20 protein-coding genes are annotated in these 18682 nt (G+C 55.9%); 13 read left to right on the forward strand and 7 right to left on the reverse strand.

Going from position 1 to position 18682, the window contains the following annotated elements; all coding sequences use genetic code 11:
* Positions 1-90 precede the first annotated feature (90 nt).
* The gene (gene grcA / locus AC6I7J_RS04935) at positions 91-474 is read left to right on the forward strand and encodes an autonomous glycyl radical cofactor GrcA (protein WP_021506514.1); all 384 of its coding nucleotides are present in this window, start codon (positions 91-93) and stop codon (positions 472-474) included.
* A gap of 186 nt (positions 475-660) precedes the next feature.
* Here grcA and srmB read toward each other — a convergent pair whose 3' ends face one another.
* Positions 661-1989, reverse strand: coding sequence for an ATP-dependent RNA helicase SrmB (srmB, locus tag AC6I7J_RS04940; RefSeq protein ID WP_021506515.1), 1329 nt, complete (start codon positions 1987-1989; stop codon positions 661-663).
* A 137-nt stretch (positions 1990-2126) separates the two neighbouring features.
* Between srmB and trmN the strand changes: the two genes are divergently transcribed.
* Positions 2127-2876: a tRNA(1)(Val) (adenine(37)-N(6))-methyltransferase TrmN gene (gene trmN, locus AC6I7J_RS04945; protein ID WP_498006923.1), complete on the forward strand. Its 750-nt coding sequence runs from the start codon at positions 2127-2129 to the stop codon at positions 2874-2876.
* Here the strand turns inward: trmN and nadB are convergent.
* Positions 2873-4480, reverse strand: coding sequence for an L-aspartate oxidase (gene nadB / locus AC6I7J_RS04950; protein WP_498007212.1), 1608 nt, complete (start codon positions 4478-4480; stop codon positions 2873-2875). The two genes, trmN and nadB, sit on opposite strands and share 4 nt — an antisense overlap.
* 442 nt (positions 4481-4922) lie before the next feature.
* Here nadB and rpoE point away from each other — a divergent pair, with 442 nt between their 5' ends.
* The 11 genes from rpoE (at position 4923) to acpS (ending at position 14264) form a co-directional block, all read left to right on the forward strand.
* Positions 4923-5501 carry an RNA polymerase sigma factor RpoE gene (gene rpoE / locus AC6I7J_RS04955; protein WP_010617748.1) on the forward strand — a complete coding sequence of 193 codons (579 nt, stop codon included), beginning with the start codon at positions 4923-4925 and terminating at the stop codon, positions 5499-5501.
* A 27-nt stretch (positions 5502-5528) separates the two neighbouring features.
* Complete coding sequence (rseA, locus tag AC6I7J_RS04960) at positions 5529-6185, forward strand: anti-sigma-E factor RseA (protein WP_021506518.1); 657 nt, start codon at positions 5529-5531, stop codon at positions 6183-6185.
* Positions 6185-7141 carry a sigma-E factor regulatory protein RseB gene (gene rseB / locus AC6I7J_RS04965; protein WP_031279374.1) on the forward strand — a complete coding sequence of 319 codons (957 nt, stop codon included), beginning with the start codon at positions 6185-6187 and terminating at the stop codon, positions 7139-7141. The genes rseA and rseB overlap by 1 nt, the downstream gene beginning before the upstream one ends.
* On the forward strand, positions 7138-7602 hold the full coding sequence (rseC, locus tag AC6I7J_RS04970; RefSeq protein ID WP_021506520.1) for a SoxR-reducing system protein RseC: 465 nt from the start codon (positions 7138-7140) through the stop codon (positions 7600-7602). The genes rseB and rseC overlap by 4 nt, the downstream gene beginning before the upstream one ends.
* A 218-nt stretch (positions 7603-7820) precedes the next feature.
* Positions 7821-9620 (forward strand): translation elongation factor 4, encoded by a 1800-nt coding sequence (gene lepA, locus AC6I7J_RS04975; RefSeq protein ID WP_031279376.1) that lies wholly within the window; start codon positions 7821-7823, stop codon positions 9618-9620.
* Positions 9621-9629: 9 nt separating this feature from the next.
* A complete protein-coding gene (gene lepB / locus AC6I7J_RS04980; RefSeq protein WP_021506522.1) occupies positions 9630-10601 on the forward strand; it encodes a signal peptidase I in 972 nt (323 codons plus the stop codon).
* A 118-nt stretch (positions 10602-10719) separates the two neighbouring features.
* A complete protein-coding gene (rnc, locus tag AC6I7J_RS04985) occupies positions 10720-11400 on the forward strand; it encodes a ribonuclease III (RefSeq protein ID WP_021506523.1) in 681 nt (226 codons plus the stop codon).
* 48 nt (positions 11401-11448) lie between these two features.
* Positions 11449-12351, forward strand: a complete 903-nt coding sequence (gene era, locus AC6I7J_RS04990; RefSeq protein WP_058758278.1) for a GTPase Era — start codon at positions 11449-11451, stop codon at positions 12349-12351.
* Between the two features lie 3 nt (positions 12352-12354).
* Entirely contained in the window at positions 12355-13092 is a 738-nt protein-coding gene (gene recO, locus AC6I7J_RS04995; RefSeq protein ID WP_021506525.1) for a DNA repair protein RecO, read from the forward strand.
* 60 nt (positions 13093-13152) lie between these two features.
* Positions 13153-13884 (forward strand): pyridoxine 5'-phosphate synthase, encoded by a 732-nt coding sequence (pdxJ, locus tag AC6I7J_RS05000; RefSeq protein ID WP_104094072.1) that lies wholly within the window; start codon positions 13153-13155, stop codon positions 13882-13884.
* Positions 13884-14264 carry a holo-ACP synthase gene (acpS, locus tag AC6I7J_RS05005; protein ID WP_010617758.1) on the forward strand — a complete coding sequence of 127 codons (381 nt, stop codon included), beginning with the start codon at positions 13884-13886 and terminating at the stop codon, positions 14262-14264. The genes pdxJ and acpS overlap by 1 nt, the downstream gene beginning before the upstream one ends.
* Here acpS and AC6I7J_RS05010 read toward each other — a convergent pair.
* From AC6I7J_RS05010 to AC6I7J_RS05030, 5 genes are all read right to left on the reverse strand, one after another.
* Positions 14261-14509, reverse strand: a complete 249-nt coding sequence (locus tag AC6I7J_RS05010) for a YfhL family 4Fe-4S dicluster ferredoxin (protein WP_010617759.1) — start codon at positions 14507-14509, stop codon at positions 14261-14263. The genes acpS and AC6I7J_RS05010 overlap by 4 nt on opposite strands.
* 324 nt (positions 14510-14833) lie before the next feature.
* Positions 14834-16255 carry a hypothetical protein gene (locus AC6I7J_RS05015; RefSeq protein WP_498006924.1) on the reverse strand — a complete coding sequence of 474 codons (1422 nt, stop codon included), beginning with the start codon at positions 16253-16255 and terminating at the stop codon, positions 14834-14836.
* Positions 16252-17163 carry a glycosyltransferase family 2 protein gene (locus tag AC6I7J_RS05020; protein WP_498006925.1) on the reverse strand — a complete coding sequence of 304 codons (912 nt, stop codon included), beginning with the start codon at positions 17161-17163 and terminating at the stop codon, positions 16252-16254. Before AC6I7J_RS05020 ends, AC6I7J_RS05015 begins: the two co-directional genes overlap by 4 nt.
* Positions 17160-17522, reverse strand: a complete 363-nt coding sequence (locus AC6I7J_RS05025; RefSeq protein WP_031279382.1) for a GtrA family protein — start codon at positions 17520-17522, stop codon at positions 17160-17162. Before AC6I7J_RS05025 ends, AC6I7J_RS05020 begins: the two co-directional genes overlap by 4 nt.
* 182 nt (positions 17523-17704) lie before the next feature.
* Entirely contained in the window at positions 17705-18544 is an 840-nt protein-coding gene (locus AC6I7J_RS05030; RefSeq protein ID WP_021506531.1) for a MurR/RpiR family transcriptional regulator, read from the reverse strand.
* Positions 18545-18682: the final 138 nt, after the last annotated feature.

An 18682-nucleotide genomic window follows, 5' to 3' on the forward strand; every position in this document is an offset into this window, starting at 1 on the left:
AGCCGGTCAGCGCGGTGATATACCAGAGCATCACATAACCCGAAGAACCGCGCTGTGCTCCTGCCGCAGCGCTAAGCCCTGGAGGCCTCTATGATTACCGGTATTCAAATTACTCAGGCACAAAATCCGCAGCTGCTGAACTCGTTCTGGCTGCTGGACAATGAGAAAGCCGAAGCCCGCTGCCTGTGCGCAAAAGGTGATTTCACGGAAGATCAGGTTGTTGCAGTCAGCGACCTTGGCGAGATTGCTTACCGTGAAATTCCACTGGAGCAGAAACCGCAGGTGCGCGTTGAAGGCGGTCAGCACCTCAACGTTAACGTGCTGCGCCGTGAAACGCTGGAAGATGCGGTGAAGCATCCGGAAAAATATCCGCAGCTGACCATTCGCGTGTCGGGCTATGCGGTGCGCTTTAACGCACTGACGCCAGAACAGCAGCGTGACGTTATCACCCGTACCTTTACCGAAAGCCTGTAATTGATCGGCTGACGAAAACGCACACAGCAATACAGGCCGCGCCGGTGCTTACTGGCGCGGCTTTTTTTATTTCCTGAAGAGAGAAGAGGGCAGGTTGAGAGATTTTACGCCGCGAAAGTGCTTTTTCAGCAGGCCAGAAAGCAAAAAATCGCCTCAGGGAGGCGATTTAATTGCCGCGATGCTGTTTTATTCCGCACCGCTCTCCGGTGTGCTGCTGCCGCTTGGCTTGCGGCGTTTACCGATATTTTTAGTATCGCGGTGACGTTTCTTCACGCGCGGTTTCTCTTCTTCTTTCGCTTTCTTTTCTTTGCGCTTCTCAAGCGCCTTTTTCGACGGTTTACCGGTGACTTTAGCACTCGGTGCACGCGTTTCCGGACGCAGCTCATCGATTACGCGCGATTTCAGTGGCTCGTTGACGTAGCGGCTGATTTTACCCAGCAGCGGATGGTCATGTGCTTCTACCAGCGAGATTGCGGTACCTTTGCGTCCGGCGCGGCCGGTACGGCCAATGCGGTGCAGATAGACATCGGCGGTGCGCGGTAAGTCATAGTTGATGACGTGGGTGACGTTATCAATGTCGATACCGCGCGCGGCGACATCGGTCGCGACCAGCACGTTAACGCGACCGTCATTCAGGCGTTTGATCGCTTCGTTACGGTTAGCCTGCACCATTTCGCCTTCGAGGTAGCTGCTGCGCAGGCCGGCTTCGTGCATCCAGGTCACCAGCTCATGCAGGCGCTCACGTTTACGCACGAACACGATGGCGCGCTTCACTTCCGGCTGCTTCAGCAGATGCACCAGCAGTTTGGTTTTGTGCTCAAGGTTGTCGGCGCGGTAATACCACTGCTGAATCTTCTTGCGCTCGCTTTTGCTCGGATCGGCTTCAATCGCTACCGGATCGTTCAGCAGGCGCTCGGCGAAATCTTTAATGTTGTCGCCTTCCAGCGTGGCCGAGAACAGCAACGTCTGTTTGCGCCAGCGCGTTTCACCGGCAATGGTCTCGATATCCTGCGCAAAGCCCATGTCCAGCATGCGGTCGGCTTCGTCCAGAATCAGCGTTTCTACCGCGCGGCAGTCAAAGTTCTCTTCTTTGATGTACTGCAGCAGGCGGCCGGTGGTTGCGACCACGATGTCCTGATTTTCACTGAACACTTCCGCGTGGTTCATATAGGCCACGCCGCCGGTGATGGTGGCGATATCGAGATGGGTATGTTTGGCCAGCTCGCGCGCCTGGTCGGCAACCTGCATCGCCAGTTCACGCGTCGGCGTGAGGATCAGAATGCGCGGCGGCCCTGATTTTTTACGCGGGAAATCGAGCAGGTGCTGTAAAGCGGGCAGCAGGTAGGCTGCGGTTTTCCCCGTTCCGGTTGGTGCCGAACCCAGAACGTCACGGCCTTCCAGCGCGGCAGGAATGGCCTCAGCCTGAATGGCAGTCGGGCGCGTGAAGCCTTTATCCTGCAGGGCTTCCAGCAGGCTTTCGTCGAGTTCGAGTTCGGAGAATGTGGTTACGGTCATGGTCTACCTCAGTTTGGGGCGCTGATTATAGACAGTTCAGCCACAATCTTCATCTGTTTGTGTTGCACAGGTGAAGGTGAATTCACTTCGCGACCACGTTACACTTCCGGCAGGAGCAAATTCAATGGTCGTTAAGCATGTCTCAGCCGCAACCGCCAGCGCGGGCGATGTTAAGAAAAGATGGGTTCACGTTTAAGCAATTTTTTGTCGCGCACGATCGCTGTGCCATGAAGGTCGGCACCGATGGGGTGCTGCTCGGTGCCTGGGCGCCGGTGGCAGGCGTACGGCGCATACTGGATATTGGCTGCGGCAGCGGCCTGATTGCGCTGATGCTGGCGCAGCGCACGCCGGATGACGTCAGTATTGATGCCGTCGAACTGGAGCGCAGCGCCGCCGCGCAGGCGCAGGAGAACGTCGCCGCGTCGCCGTGGGCGCATCGTATCACGGTACACGCGCAGGACATCGTCAGCTGGAGTGAGCAGGCAGAAAAACGCTACTCGCTGATTGTCAGCAATCCGCCGTTTTTCACCCCGGGTATGGCCTCGGCCAGCGTCGAGCGCGATACCGCGCGCAGCACGGCAACGCTTGATCATCCCACCCTGCTGCGCTGTGCGGCACAGCTGATTGAAGAAGAGGGGCTGTTTTGCGTGGTGCTGCCCGCGGATGCTGGCGAAAACCTGATTGCACTGGCGCGCGCCGAAGGCTGGCATCTGCGTTATCGCTATGATGTGGCACCTTACGCGCAGCGACCGCCGAACCGGCTGGTGCTGGGCTTTTCACCCGCCGCAGGCGAACTCGTGCAGGAGCGTCTCGCCATTCGTGATGAAGATAAAAGCTACTCGGCGGACTGGCTGAGCCTGGTAACCGATTTCTATCTGTTCCGCTAGGCTACCGGCTGCAGCACCGTAGGCTGTGCCTCGGGCAGCGTATGCGGGTAGTCGCGGGTGAAGTGCAGCCCGCGGCTCTCTTTGCGCGCCAGCGCACAGCGCACCATCAGCTCTGCCACCTGTACCAGATTGCGCAGCTCCAGCAGATTGTTGGAGAGGCGAAAATGCGCATAGTATTCATCTATTTCCTGCTGTAGCAGCGTGATGCGGCGCAGGGCGCGCTCCAGCCGCTTGGTGGTACGCACGATGCCCATGTAGTCCCACATTAACAGCCGCAGCTCATGCCAGTTGTGCTGAATCACCACCCGTTCATCGGCATCGTCGACGCGGCTTTCATCCCACGCCGGCAGGTGATCGACGGCGTGCATCTGCGGCAGACGGCGCACAATATCTTCGGCCGCCGACCAGCCATACACCAGACACTCCAGCAGCGAGTTTGATGCCATGCGGTTAGCGCCGTGCAGGCCGGTGTAGCTGACCTCGCCAATCGCATACAGCCCGTCGACATCGGTGCGACCATGTTGATCCACCATCACGCCGCCGCAGGTGTAATGCGCGGCCGGCACAATCGGAATCGGCTGCTGTGTCAGATCGAGGCCAAACGTCAGCAGCTTGTCATAGATCATCGGAAAGTGGGCACGCACAAAGCTGGCCGGCTGATGGCTGATGTCGAGATACATGCAGTCGACGCCCAGGCGCTTCATTTCGTGATCGATAGCGCGCGCCACGATATCGCGCGGTGCCAGTTCGGCGCGCGCATCGAAATCCGGCATAAAGCGCGAACCGTCCGGGCGCAGTAGCCAGGCACCTTCGCCGCGCAGCGCTTCGGTCAGCAAAAAGTTTTGCGCCTGCGGATGAAACAGGCAGGTAGGGTGAAACTGATTGAATTCCAGATTGGCCACCCGGCAGCCGGCGCGCCACGCCATCGCGATGCCGTCGCCGGACGCGACATCCGGATTAGTGGTGTACTGATATACCTTCGCCGCACCGCCAGTGGCCAGCACCACGCTGCGGGCGCGGCAGGTTTCAACCTGTTCGCGATTGCGATTCCAGATCCATGCGCCCACCACGCGCCGCGTTCCGGGCAGGCCAATTTTATCAGAGAGGATTAAGTCCACCGCGTTGGCGCGTTCAATAACGCGAATATTGGGATGGCTGAGCGCCTGGCTGACCAGCGTGGTTTCGACCGCGCGCCCGGTGGCGTCGGCGCTGTGTAAAATACGGCGATGGCTGTGACCGCCTTCGCGCGTCAGGTGATAGCGCGCGTTACCGTTATCCTGGGGCTCGCGATCAAACGCCACGCCGTTATCGATCAGCCACTGTACGCACGGGCGCGCATTGCTGGCGATAAAATTCACCGTCTCGCGATCGCACAGGCCTGCGCCGGCAATCAGCGTATCTTCGACGTGCGATTCAATGCTGTCGTTCTCATCAAACACCGCCGCAATCCCGCCCTGCGCATACAGCGTGGAGCCTTCGCTAATCTGCGCTTTACTCAGCACCGTTACCTTATAGTGCGGTGCCAGCCGCAGCGCCAGAGATAAACCGGCCGCGCCGCTGCCGACAATCAGTACATCACAGCTATGATCGGGAATGGGGTTCATGATGTTTAATTTACTAAACAAAAGGTCCCCCGAGCATAAGCCCGTACGCCGCTGGTGTGAAGTATTTTGAACAAAAAACGCGGGATAATTCGACGCAATAATCAGATTGTAATGCGATTTCAGTAAGTTATGTCTGAAAATAAGCGATTAGTGTTTTTTATACCAAACACGCTGAAAATTCAGGGAATAAAGGTGAAAAATGCGGCGTCATAGGGTACTCTGCCAGCGATTATCGGTGCCGCCAACGACACCACCAGTGCGGTAAGTCGCTACACTGAAAGACCATCAACAACAACGATGTCAGGGCACCGGTACAGAAAATATCAGGTCGTGGTGAACTTCAGGCCAGAACGGGACTCTAAGCGCATGCTTGCTCACAATAAATGAGATGTGCTGGCAGTTCACTTACGCATAAAAGAGATTTGGGGAGACATTACCTCGGATGAGCGAGCAGTTAACGGATCAGGTTCTCGTTGAGCGGGTTCAGAAAGGAGATCAAAAGTCATTTAATTTACTGGTGATCCGATACCAGCATAAAGTGGCGAGCCTGGTTTCACGTTATGTCCCGTCAGGCGATGTGCCTGATGTGGTTCAGGAATCTTTCATTAAAGCGTATCGCGCACTGGAGTCGTTCCGGGGTGATAGCGCCTTTTACACGTGGCTGTACCGCATTGCGGTCAACACCGCGAAGAATTATCTGGTGGCTCAGGGGCGCCGGCCGCCGTCCAGCGATGTGGACGCGATTGACGCGGAAAATTTCGAAAGTGCGGGTGCGCTAAAAGAAATTTCGAACCCTGAGAACTTAATGTTGTCAGACGAACTGAAACAAATTGTTTTTCGGACGATTGAGGCGTTGCCTGAAGATCTGCGTATGGCCATCACCCTGCGGGAACTGGATGGTCTGAGTTACGAAGAGATCGCCGCCATCATGGATTGTCCGGTAGGTACCGTACGTTCACGTATCTTCCGGGCCCGGGAAGCCATTGATAATAAAGTTCAACCGCTTATCCAACGTCAGTGATAACGGCTACTGGAAGGGTACCAAAACATGCAGAAAGAAAAACTTTCCGCTTTAATGGATGGTGAAACTTTAGATAACGAGCTGCTGGCGTCGTTATCGAAGGATGCAGATCTACAAAAAAGCTGGGAGAGCTACCATCTGATCCGCGACACCCTGCGGGGCGATGTGGGCGAAGTGCTGCATTTTGATATCTCCGCACGCGTTGCTGCCGCCATCGAAAATGAGCCGGTGCGCAAAGTGACTTCGTTGATCCCGGAAGCACAGCCGGAGCCGTCGCGCTGGCAGAAAATGCCGTTCTGGCGTCGCGGTGGCGGCTGGGTTGCTCAGGTCACGCAGATTGGTGTGGCGGCCTGTGTGTCGCTGGCGGTGATCGTCGGTGTGCAGCACTACAACAGCTCACCAGCGGGTAGTGCGACGGAAACCTCGGATGCACCAGCCTTTAATACCTTACCGATGATGGGTAAAGCGTCACCGGTCAGCCTGGGCGTGCCGTCTGATGCTTTTGACACCAACAGCTCAAATCAGCAGGTGCAGGAGCAGCGTCGACGCGTGAATGCCATGCTGCAGGATTACGAACTGCAACGCCGTCTGCATGCCGATCAGGTGCAGTTTGAAAGCAATGCGCCGCAACAGGCGCAGGCTAACGTTCCCGGAACTCAGTCGTTAGGAACTCAACAGCAGTAATGAAGCAGCTTTGGTGTGCCGTTAGCCTGCTGGCAGGCAGCCTGCTTTGGTCATCTACCGCCCCGGCGCAGACATCTGCGTCCGGGGCGTTGTTACAGCAGATGGAGCAGGCCAGCCAGAACCTCAACTACGAATTCGCCTATATCAATGTCTCACGTCTGGGCATTGAATCCCTGCGTTACCGCCATGCGGTCATCGACAATCGCGTGTTCGCTCAGCTATTACAGATGGACGGACCGCGCCGTGAGGTGATCCAGCGCGGCAACGACATCAGCTATTTCGAACCGGGTCTCGATCCGTTCTCGCTGCCGGGCAACCACATTATTGATGCGCTGCCGGCGCTGATGTTCGCTGACTTCTCACGCCTCGGCGATGCCTACGATTTTATTCCGGTAGGGCGTTCCCGCATGGCCGATCAGATGTGCGAAGTGGTGCGCATCGTGTCGCGAGACGGCACGCGTTACAGCTACGTGGTGTGGCTGGACGTCGATACCAAATTGCCGCTGCGGATTGATTTGCTGGATCGCGACGGTGAGACGCTGGAGCAGTTCCGCGTCATCAGTTTTGCCGTTGATGAAGGCGTGCGCAATCTGATGCAGGGGCTGGAAAAAGCCAATCTGCCGCCGTCACTGTCGTTACCGGCGGGCGATAAAGTGCAGCTCAGCTGGCAACCGGGCTGGCTGCCGGCCGGCATGAAGCTGATTTCGCAAAGCCGGCGTGATATTCCGGCGATGAACAAAACCGTAGAATCCCGTCTGTACAGCGATGGCCTGTTCAGCTTCGCTATCAACATCACGCCTGCCGATAAAAGCAGTTCGCCACAGTCATTGCGCACTGGGCGTCGTACGGTACAGACCGAAGTGCGCGATAATCGTGAAATTACCGTGGTAGGCGAATTGCCGCCGACCACCGCCAAACGTATCGCGGACAGCATAGATTCAGGTGCCACAAAATGATGAGAGAATGGGCCACCGTAGTGGCATGGAAAGAGGGCGTTGCTACTCTGCATTCGGAAGCGAAAACCTCCTGCAACAGTTGTTCAGCGCGCAAAGGCTGCGGCAGCCATGCGCTCAACCAGTTGGGACCGAAAAACGCCCATGTGATGACCATCGCCAGTCCGGAGCCGCTACAGCCGGGTCAGCGCATTGAGCTGGGCATTCGTGAAAGCAGCCTGCTCGGTTCTGCGCTGCTGGTGTATATGACGCCACTGTTTGGTCTGTTCCTGGTCGCGGGCCTGTTTCAGATGCTGTTCCACAGCGACCTGGCGGCGGCCTGCGGTGCGCTGCTGGGTGGCGTTGGCGGCTTTATTGTTGCCAAAGGGGTTTCCAGCCGGTTTGGCGATCGCGAAGCGTTCCAGCCGGTGATTCTCAGCGTTGCGCTCCCGCCTGATGCGCTACGGGTGGAAAACCATAGTTGATCCCCGTTCAGGCCGCGTATTGCGCGGCCTTTTCATTTCGTCTTAATCGCTGAATTCTGTTGCGATTCCCCGCAGTTCCATTCTTTAACGCGCGGCGTTAACAGTGTAATATGCGTCGTCATTAATGAGGCTGACAGGGTTCCGGGTAAAGCTCACTTGCCTGAATGTGTCTGTGCTCACGTTTTCAACTGATTTTCTACGTGAAGATATTCATATAAATGAAGCACATACGAAATTTCTCCATTATCGCTCACATTGACCATGGCAAATCAACGCTCTCTGACCGTTTGATTCAGATTTGCGGTGGCCTGAGCGATCGTGAGATGGCGGCGCAGGTTCTGGATTCGATGGATCTGGAGCGCGAGCGCGGCATCACCATTAAAGCGCAGAGCGTTACGCTCGATTACCACGCGCCAAACGGTGAAACTTACCAGCTCAATTTTATCGACACCCCAGGCCATGTTGACTTCTCTTATGAAGTTTCCCGCTCGCTGGCGGCCTGTGAAGGGGCATTGCTGGTGGTTGATGCAGGTCAGGGCGTTGAAGCGCAGACCCTGGCGAACTGCTACACCGCCATGGAAATGGATCTGGAAGTGGTACCGGTACTGAACAAGATCGACCTGCCTGCGGCCGACCCGGAGCGCGTGGCGGAAGAGATTGAAGATATCGTCGGCATCGACGCCGCGGATGCGGTGCGTTGCTCGGCGAAAACCGGCGTCGGCGTACCGGATGTGCTGGAACGTCTGGTGCGCGACATTCCGCCGCCGGAAGGCGATCCGGAAGGCCCGCTGCAGGCGCTGATCATCGACTCATGGTTTGATAACTACCTCGGTGTGGTGTCGCTGATCCGTATTAAAAACGGCACGCTGCGTAAAGGCGATAAAGTGAAGGTAATGAGTACTGGCCAGGTGTACAACGCTGACCGTCTCGGTATTTTCACGCCAAAACAAATTGACCGTACCGAGCTGAAGTGTGGCGAGGTAGGCTGGCTGGTGTGCGCCATCAAAGACATCCTCGGCGCGCCGGTGGGCGATACCCTGACGCTGCAGCGCAACCCTGCGGATAAAGCGCTGCCGGGCTTCAAAAAAGTGAAGCCGCAGGTATATGCCGGTCTGTTCCCGGTAAGCTCCGACGACTACGAAGCTTTTCGTGATGCATTAGGCAAGCTGAGCCTGAACGACGCCTCGCTGTTCTATGAGCCAGAGAGTTCCACCGCGCTGGGCTTTGGCTTCCGCTGTGGCTTCCTCGGCCTGCTGCACATGGAGATCATCCAGGAGCGTCTGGAGCGTGAATACGATCTCGACCTGATCACCACCGCGCCAACGGTTGTGTACGAAGTGGAAACCACTGACGGAGAAGTGGTGTACGTCGACAGCCCATCGAAGCTGCCGCCGCTGAATAATATTGCTGAACTGCGCGAACCGATCGCTGAGTGTCATATGCTGCTGCCGCAGGAGTTTCTGGGCAACGTCATTACGCTGTGTATCGAAAAACGCGGTGTGCAGACTAACATGGTTTACCACGGCAAACAGGTTGCGCTGACCTATGAGATTCCGATGGCGGAAGTGGTACTCGACTTCTTCGACCGTCTGAAATCAACGTCGCGCGGCTATGCGTCGCTGGACTATAACTTCAAACGTTTCCAGACCTCTGACATGGTGCGCGTCGACGTCCTGATTAACTCAGAACGCGTTGATGCGCTGGCGCTGATTACGCACCGTGATAACTCACAGTATCGTGGCCGCGAGCTGGTGGAGAAGATGAAAGATCTGATCCCGCGCCAGCAGTTCGATATTGCGATTCAGGCAGCAATCGGCAACCACATTATCGCTCGCTCAACAGTGAAACAGCTGCGTAAAAACGTCCTGGCGAAATGCTATGGCGGTGACGTCAGCCGTAAGAAAAAGCTGTTGCAGAAGCAGAAAGAAGGTAAGAAGCGAATGAAGCAGGTCGGCAACGTTGAGCTGCCGCAGGAAGCATTCCTTGCCATTCTGCATGTCGGTAAAGACAGCAAATAAGGAACTTTAATGGCTAACATGTTCGCCCTGATTCTGGTGATTGCCACTCTGTTAACCGGCATCATCTGGTGTATCGATCGCTTTAAGTGGGCCCCGGCGCGCCGGGCAAAGCAGGCGGCGGCACAGGCTCAGGCAGGTAATTCGCTCGACAGCAAAACGCTGGCCAAAGTGGCCGCGCAGCCGGGCTGGGTTGAAACCGCAGCGTCGGTGTTCCCGGTGCTGGCAGTGGTACTGATCGTGCGCTCGTTTATCTTCGAACCGTTTCAGATCCCTTCTGGCTCGATGATGCCGACGCTGCTGATTGGCGACTTCATCCTGGTGGAGAAATTTGCTTACGGCATCAAAGATCCGATCACGCAAACCACGCTGATCCCGACCGGCCATCCGCAGCGCGGAGATGTCGCGGTGTTCAAGTACCCGAAAGATCCGAGCGTGGATTACATCAAGCGCGTGATCGGTCTGCCGGGCGACAAAGTGGTGTTTGATCCTTACAGCAAAACCCTGACCATCAACCCAGGCTGCGGCACGGGCAAGTGTGACACGGCGCTGCCGGTGACCTATACCAACATTGAGCCAAGCGATTTCATCCAGACCTTCAGCGGCTTTGATGGTAACGAAACCGGCAACGGTTTCTACCAGGTGCCGCAGGGCGAAACGCTGCGGGGCGGCCTGCGTCTTGGCACGCGCAAAGAGACGCTGGGCAACGTCACGCACGATATCCTGCTAGTGAACGAAGCGCAGAGCCAGGCGAGCATGTATTATCAGCAGCCGGGTCAGCCGCAGGCCACGTGGATTGTGCCGCAGGGGCAATACTTCATGATGGGCGATAACCGTGATAACAGCGCCGACAGCCGCTACTGGGGCTTTGTGCCCGAGAAGAATCTGGTCGGCAAAGCGGTTGCTATCTGGATGAGCTTTGAGAAACAGGAAGGACAGTGGCCGACCGGCGTGCGACTGAGTCGCATTGGCGGTATTCACTGATTTAAAAACGGTTGGCTTCCTGCGGGTCAGGGAGCCACTGCACACCAAACAGAACGTGCTGGACCTTCAGCCCTGTTTGGTATGCAGAGTCACAGACGCACAGAACAACTGGAATCGCATGAACCCCATCCTCATTAACAAGCTGCAGCGCAAACTGGGCTACACTTTTACTCATCCGGAATTACTGCAGCAGGCTCTGACTCACCGCAGCGCCAGCAGCAAACATAACGAGCGTCTTGAATTTCTTGGCGATTCTATCCTCAGCTATGTGATTGCCAACGCGCTGTATCACCGCTTCCCGCGCGTGGACGAAGGCGACATGAGCCGCATGCGTGCCACGCTGGTACGCGGCAACACGCTGGCCGAAATGGCGCGCGAGTTTGAGCTGGGCGAATGTCTGCGTCTGGGGCCGGGCGAGCTGAAAAGCGGCGGGTTCCGCCGGGAATCCATCCTCGCGGATACCGTCGAGGCGCTGATCGGTGGCATCTTCCTCGACAGCAACATTCAGACGGTCGAGAAGCTGATTCTCGACTGGTACCAGAATCGCCTTGAGCAGATCAGCCCGGGCGATAAGCAAAAAGATCCGAAAACGCGCCTGCAGGAGTATCTGCAGGGCCGTCATCTGCCGCTGCCGTCTTATCTGGTGGTGCAGGTGCGTGGCGAAGCGCACGATCAGGAATTCACCATTCACTGTCAGGTGAGTGGGATGGCTGAACCGGTGGTGGGCGTGGGCTCCAGCCGCCGTAAAGCAGAGCAGGCCGCCGCCGAACAGGCGTTAATCAAGCTCGGCCTCGAATAAATTGTCATTTCGCAGCCTCAGCAGTGAGGCTGCCCAATCAGGACCCGAATGAGCGAACTCGAAACATACAGCGGCTTTATCGCGATTGTCGGCCGGCCTAACGTCGGCAAATCCACCTTACTGAACCAGCTGCTGGGGCAGAAGGTGTCGATCACCTCGCGCAAGCCGCAAACCACGCGCCACCGCATCATGGGTATTCATACCGAAGGCGCTTATCAGGCGATCTACGTGGATACACCCGGCCTGCATATGGAAGAGAAGCGGGCGATCAACCGCCTGATGAACCGTGCTGCCAGCAGCTCCATCGGTGACGTTGAGCTGGTAATTTTTGTGGTGGAAGGCACGCGCTGGACGCCCGACGATGAGATGGTGCTGAACAAGCTGCGTGACGGCAAAGTGCCGGTGGTGCTGGCGGTAAACAAAGTCGACAACATCCAGGATAAAAGCATCCTGCTGCCGCACCTGCAGTTCCTCAGCCAGCAGATGAACTTCCTCGAGATCGTGCCGATCTCCGCCGAAACAGGTAAAAACGTGGATGCGATTGCGGAGATCGCCCGCAAGCGCCTGCCGCTGTCGGATCACCACTTCCCGGAAGACTACATCACCGATCGCTCGCAGCGTTTCATGGCCTCAGAAATCATCCGTGAAAAACTGATGCGCTTCCTCGGTGCCGAGTTACCGTATTCGGTTACCGTGGAGATCGAGCAGTTCGTCTCTAACGAGCGCGGCGGCTATGACATCAACGGTTTAATTCTGGTCGAGCGCGAAGGGCAGAAGAAGATGGTGATTGGCAACAAAGGTGCCAAAATCAAAACCATCGGTATCGAAGCGCGTAAAGACATGGAAGAGATGTTCGAGGCGAAAGTCCATCTCGAGCTGTGGGTTAAAGTGAAATCGGGCTGGGCGGACGACGAACGTGCGCTGCGCAGCCTGGGTTATACAGACGACTAATTGATGGAAGGCTGGCAACGCGCCTTTGTGCTGCATAGTCGCCCTTACAGCGAAACCAGCCTGCTGCTCGACCTGTTCAGCGAAAGTCAGGGACGCGTCCGCGTCCTTGCCAAAGGCGCACGCTCGCGCCGTTCCCAGCTGAAAGGCGCACTGCAACCCTTCACACCGCTCCTGGTGCGCTGGGGTGGCCGTGGCGAAGTCAAAACCCTGCGTAACGCCGAAGCGGTGTCGCTGGCGCTGCCGCTCAGCGGCATCACGCTCTACTGCGGCCTGTATGTTAACGAGCTGCTGTCGCGGGTGCTGGAGCAGGAAATTCCCTTCTCCGAACTGTTCTTTGATTATCTCTCCTGTATCCAGACGCTGGCCGCGGCCAATGGTTCGCCCGAGCCAGCGCTGCGCCGTTTTGAGCTGGCACTGCTGGGCCATCTGGGCTACGGCGTCGACTTTCTGCACTGCGCCGGCAGCGGCGAGGCGGTTGACGACGGCATGACCTACAGCTATCGCGAAGAGAAAGGCTTTATCGCCAGTCTGGTGGTCAATCAGCGCAGTTTCACCGGCCGCCAGCTGCGCGCGCTGTGGGAGCGCGAATTTCCCGATGCCGATACGCTGCGTGCCGCCAAACGCTTCACGCGCATGGCGCTGAAACCTTATCTGGGCGGTAAGCCGCTGAAGAGTCAGGAGCTGTTCCGTCAGTTTGTGCCGAAAAAACGACCGAACGTGGCAAACGACGAGCGCGGGTGATGCACCTGACAGGCTCCGCGCGTTACACTGCAAACATACTGAACACATTTAAGGATTGTCATGGCTGAGTTGCTGTTAGGGGTCAACATCGATCACATCGCCACCGTACGTAACGCGCGTGGCACAAATTATCCCGATCCGGTACAGGCCGCGTTTGTCGCGGAGCAGGCGGGCGCAGACGGCATTACCGTGCACCTGCGTGAAGACCGCCGTCATATCACCGACCGCGACGTGCGGATTCTGCGCGATACCATTCATACCCGCATGAATCTTGAAATGGCGGTCACCGACGAAATGGTGGGCATCGCCTGCGACATCAAACCGCATTTTGTCTGCCTGGTGCCGGAAAAGCGCCAGGAAGTGACCACGGAAGGCGGCCTTGATGTGGCCGGTCAGCAGGATAAAGTCAACGCGGCAGTCAAACAGTTGAGCGAGGCGGGCATTCTGGTGTCGCTGTTTATCGATGCCGATCAGCACCAGATTGAAGCGGCGGTCGCCAGCGGTGCGCCTTACATTGAAATCCACACTGGCGCCTATGCTGAAGCAGCGGAAGGGCTGGCACGCGATGCCGAACTGGCGCGTATCGCCAGCGCTGCGACCTTTGCCGCCAGCCGCGGCCTGAAGGTCAATGCCGGCCACGGTCTGACGTATCACAACGTCCAGCCGATTGCTGCCCTGCCGGAAATGCATGAGCTGAACATTGGTCACGCGATTATCGGTCGTGCGCTGTTCAGTGGTCTTGCAGCGGCGGTCAGCGACATGAAGGCGCTGATGCGGGAAGCGCGTCGCTAATGGCCATTCTGGGGCTGGGCAGCGATATCGTCGAGATCGAGCGTATCGCTGGCGTGATTGAACGCTCTGGCGATCGTCTGGCGCGCCGCGTGCTGAGCGAAGCTGAGTGGCAGCAGTATCAGGCGCATCAGCAGCCGGTGCGCTTCCTCGCCAAGCGTTTTGCGGTGAAAGAGGCGGCGGCAAAAGCCTTCGGCACCGGCATTCGCGGCGGCTTAGCGTTTAATCAGTTTGAAGTGTACAACGATGCGCTGGGGAAGCCTGGCCTGCGCTTCTTTGAACAGGCCAAAGTGATTGCCAGCCAGCTGGGCGTGCAGCATGTGCACGTCACGCTGGCCGACGAGCGTCACTACGCCTGCGCCACGGTGATAATCGAAGATTAAGCGTGCAGCAGCACAAATTTCTCCCACAGCGCGTCGCGACTTTCCACGTGCTGTGGGTCTGAAAGAATAGTGTTATCAATCGGGCAGACGCTCTGACAGGTCGGCTCATCATAATGACCCACGCATTCAGTGCAGCGGTCAGCGTCGATCTGATAGATCGATTCACCCATGCTAATCGCCTGGTTCGGGCACTCAGGCTCGCACATGTCGCAGTTAATGCAGCGCTCAGTAATTATCAGTGCCATGGCATAAGCTCATCAGTTGCTTGTTTTCATTGCATGATTCTTGGTTAATTCCGCTCTCCGGCGCAAAACGCCTGCTGAAATAGCGCTTTGCAGTGTGATTTTTCAATCGATGCAGGCGTAAACCAGCGGGGCGATCCCCTGAGCGGCACGCATATTATCACGCCGGGTGGCGTTCAAAAAATGACTTAGCGTAGTATTCGGCCGCCAGCAGAACGTGGCGACGTGGCTGCGACCAGCCGATCTGATGTCGCGCCATAGCCAGTAAACCACGCAACGGTAAGCAGAGCCGTTGCGTGGTAAGCGAAATAGTGGCGGCGCTGGCCTTTATTTTACCGGTGCCAGCACGTGGGTGGCATCCAGCGTCAGACAGTCACCTGGACATTGATCGCTGCCGTAGATAACGGGCGCTTTTGGCAAGGAAAACTTCATCGCGTGCTCTTTTTTAATCGCGTCGGCCATACCGGCAAAGGTCCATGGCATACCCAGCGAAAGCGAACCGAACTCATCGTATTTTTTGGATTTTGCGACAGCAGGTAAGTTGTCGCTATCGATACGATAATAAAGCTGGCCAGAGTATTCTGCAGGCACGTTCTCTATGATTGCGTTGCTTAACAACTGATACTCGCGCTGCTGAGGCGTAGAGAAGCCTTTCTGAATATTCAGCATGCAAGAGAGCACCGCAATAACAAGGCAAACGATACTGGCAGACGTGGTTATCTTCAGCTTATTAAAGATCACGAATAAGCCAGCAATGAAGGCTGAGGTAGTGATTAACGACAGCGCGATAACCGTGCGATAGGCTGCCCAGTCTTCACTCACCAAAAGATTAGGAATGCCCGCCGCCAGCAGGAAAAATAGGAACAGAAAAGCTTTACGCGGTTTGAAATCGGGTGCCTTCACAATGCCCACGATAATCAGTGAGCAGGAGATGATAATACTGACAATCGAGCGCCCGGTATCAAAGTTGCACAGCGCATTTCTGAGCGGTTCAGCGATAAACCAGGTGATTTTTTTCAGCGGCGCTAAGGTGATATTGGTTCTGGCCAGTACTTCATTGAATAGCACGAGCGGCAGAACTTTCGCCAGTACAAGTGCCATCACCATGCCAAATCCCAGCATCAACATCAGCTTGATCACCGCGCTGCGCTGATAATTATTCCGGGTCATGCCCAGATCGAGCAGGGCAAAGAATAAAAAGCTCATGGCTGCGGGTTGGTAAATCGCAAAGGAAAGCGTCAGGCAAATAGCCGACAGTAGCACCCGGCCCAGGCCTTTGTTTTCCGCCAGCGTTGAATAACTGATGCCCGCCAGCAGCACGGACAGGACATAAGGAAAGCAGACTGTCCAGCCGACAAAAACCTGAAATGAAGGCAGCAAACAAATCAACGTGGCAAACGTCAGACGCTGGACCGCGCTGGCGAAAATGCTGCGACGCTCAAGGAAACGGATGATGTACCCGCCCAGTAAAATCAGGCTTAATAATGAGAGTACACGGAGCCAGGTCAAATCCTGCACGTCATCGATCAGGAAAGCGAAGAAGTAGCGGATAGCGCCATAAAAAGGTCGGCCCGATAAGATATCCCATTTGAAAATACTGAATGCATCGGTAGTGGATGCGTACAAATAGAACCAGTCGTCGGAAAATCCGTATGTTGATAAATAAACCGGGCTATAACCGATGAGTAAAGCGACGGCCAGTATCAGATACATGGCGGAGGGATGACGCTCAAAAACTGTTTTTTTCATTTCCTGCTCTTAATTACGTAGCGTGGTCTTTGTTTGGACTCAATGTAGATTCGGCCAATATATTCGCCCAGAACACCGATGCCGATAAGTTGCACTCCACCCAAAAACAGAATGGAAACCAGCAACGAAGGGTAACCCGCCACCGGATTGCCCCAGAGCAGTTTATCGATGATCATCCAGAATCCATAAAGAAAGGAGAGTAACGCGACGCTACCGCCGATGTAACTCCAGATGCGTAAGGGGAAGGTTGAAAAACTGGTTAATCCTTCTAATGCCAGATTCCACAATTTCCAGCCATTAAATTTCGACACCCCCGTGATGCGTTCAGCCCGATCATATTCCACAATCGCTGTTTTACCGCCAACCCAGGATAAAATGCCCTTCATGAACAGATTCCTTTCCGGCAGGCTTTTTATTTGTTCTACTGTCTCGCGCGACAGCAGACGAAAATCGCCAACGTTTTCCTCTATTTTCGGCGAGCTGATTTGGTTGTGGAAGTGATAAAACCACTCGGCTGTTTTACGTTTGACATGCCCATCGGCGCTGCGATCTTTCCGTTTAGCCAGAACCACATCGGCACCCGCTTGCCAGTGTTCAACCAGTTGATGGATAACGGCGATGGGATCCTGCAGATCAACATCAATCGGGATAACCGCGTCGCCGGTGGCATGCTCCAGTCCGGCAAATAACGCGGGCTCTTTGCCGAAATTGCGGGTAAATGACAGCGCAATGACCAGCGGATCCGAGATGGCCAGGGCATTGATGATGTTTTCGCTGCCATCGCTACTGCCGTCATTGATAAAAACAATTTCCACCTGATAGCCGGCTAATTCATGACGAACCGCCTGATAAAAGAGCGGAATGGTTTCCTCTTCATTGAAGACGGGCACGACGAGAGACAATTTCATTTTACTTCCCTGAAAACGATGTAATTAGAGTAGATGAAGCCGCAACCCAGGCTAATAAAGGAAAAGAGTATCAGGGTAATCACCGGGGAAAGCGTGCAGGCGTCTGCCATCCAGCCAACCAGCGCCGCCATGCCTCCCATAAAGCTGACATAAAGCAGGTAACGCAAGGGCGTGGCTGCAGAAGAGAAGGTCCAGCGGGCATTAGCAAAAAAGGAAAACGTCACCGCAACGCAGAATGCACCAAAGTTAGCCATAGCCTGGCCGGACTCGAACAGCTTGAGAATAAGCGCAAACACCGTCCAGTGAATCGCGGTGTTGATAACGCCAATTCCTGCATAACGGGAAATAAGTTTCAGCATGACGAGAGAGATGAGTAAATTTGCCCTGATCATATACATCGGAAATTATCCTGCAAGCCCGATGCTGAAAATGCGTTTAATCGGGCCGAAACAAGGATAGCGACAGGCAACAAAAGCATTGCCCCGCCCGATGATCAATTTCGGGTTAAGGCCGGGTGGGGAATACTCTGATCATGGGGCAATCAGACCAGCTTTTTCACCAGCTCCTCGCTGTGACGAATATGGCTGGAGGCGCGTTCCGGATCGTTCTGCACCAGCGCCATAAACAGCAGATCGGTCAGCGCCAGCTGGGCGCTGGTGGAGGAGATGGCCGCACTGCGCGTGCTCTGCTCCTCGGCGACGGTGTACAGGCAGACCGTCGCGCACTGCTGCAGCGAATTCGGGGTAAAGCCGGTGAACGCCAGCACATCGGCGCCAATGGCTGCGGCTTCCTGTGCCGCGAGGTTGATCTCGCGACGTTCGCCGGTGTAGGAGATTGCCAGCAGCACATCGCCGGGTGCCATCGCCTGAACGCTGGCCAGCAGCGCGTGCATGTCCTGCTCGGCGACGGCGTTGATGCCAATCTTCATCAGCTTCCACGAAAAATCTTTCGCCACCAGCCCGGAAGCGCCAATGCCGACCAGCAGAATGCGGTTGGCGTTTTTCAGCAGCTGCAGCGTTTCCGTGAGTTTCTCTTCGCTGTTGATATCCAGCGTGGCGCGAATCGCCGAAATTTTTTCCGTCAGCAGCTTTTCGCCGACAACTTTAAGCGGATCGTCACTCAGAATGTGGTTGTGCACGGTGATGGCATCGCGGTCGGCCAGCGACTCACTCAGCGCCAGCTTCAGCGCCGGAAAGCCTTTGTAACCCAGTTTCTGGGCGAACTTCACCACGCTCGACTGGCTGACGCCTGACTCTTCCGCCAGTTTTTGTGAACTCAGATGCCGTGCCCGATCAGGCTGCGACAGCAAAAAATCCGCCAGCCGACGCTCGTTCAGCGCCAGGCGTGGGTAGAGCTGGCGAATTCGCAGCAATGAACTCATGTCCGATCCTTAATCCATAGTCCCGCACACAGCTTAGCCGCTCGCGGAAGGAAATGTCTGGCCAGGAATGTCAGATGACATCGCGCCGACGCAGAGAATAAACTATTCAAATGGCATTGTAGCCATTGGAATTAAAAA

Source organism: Type-C symbiont of Plautia stali (genome assembly GCF_059730935.1).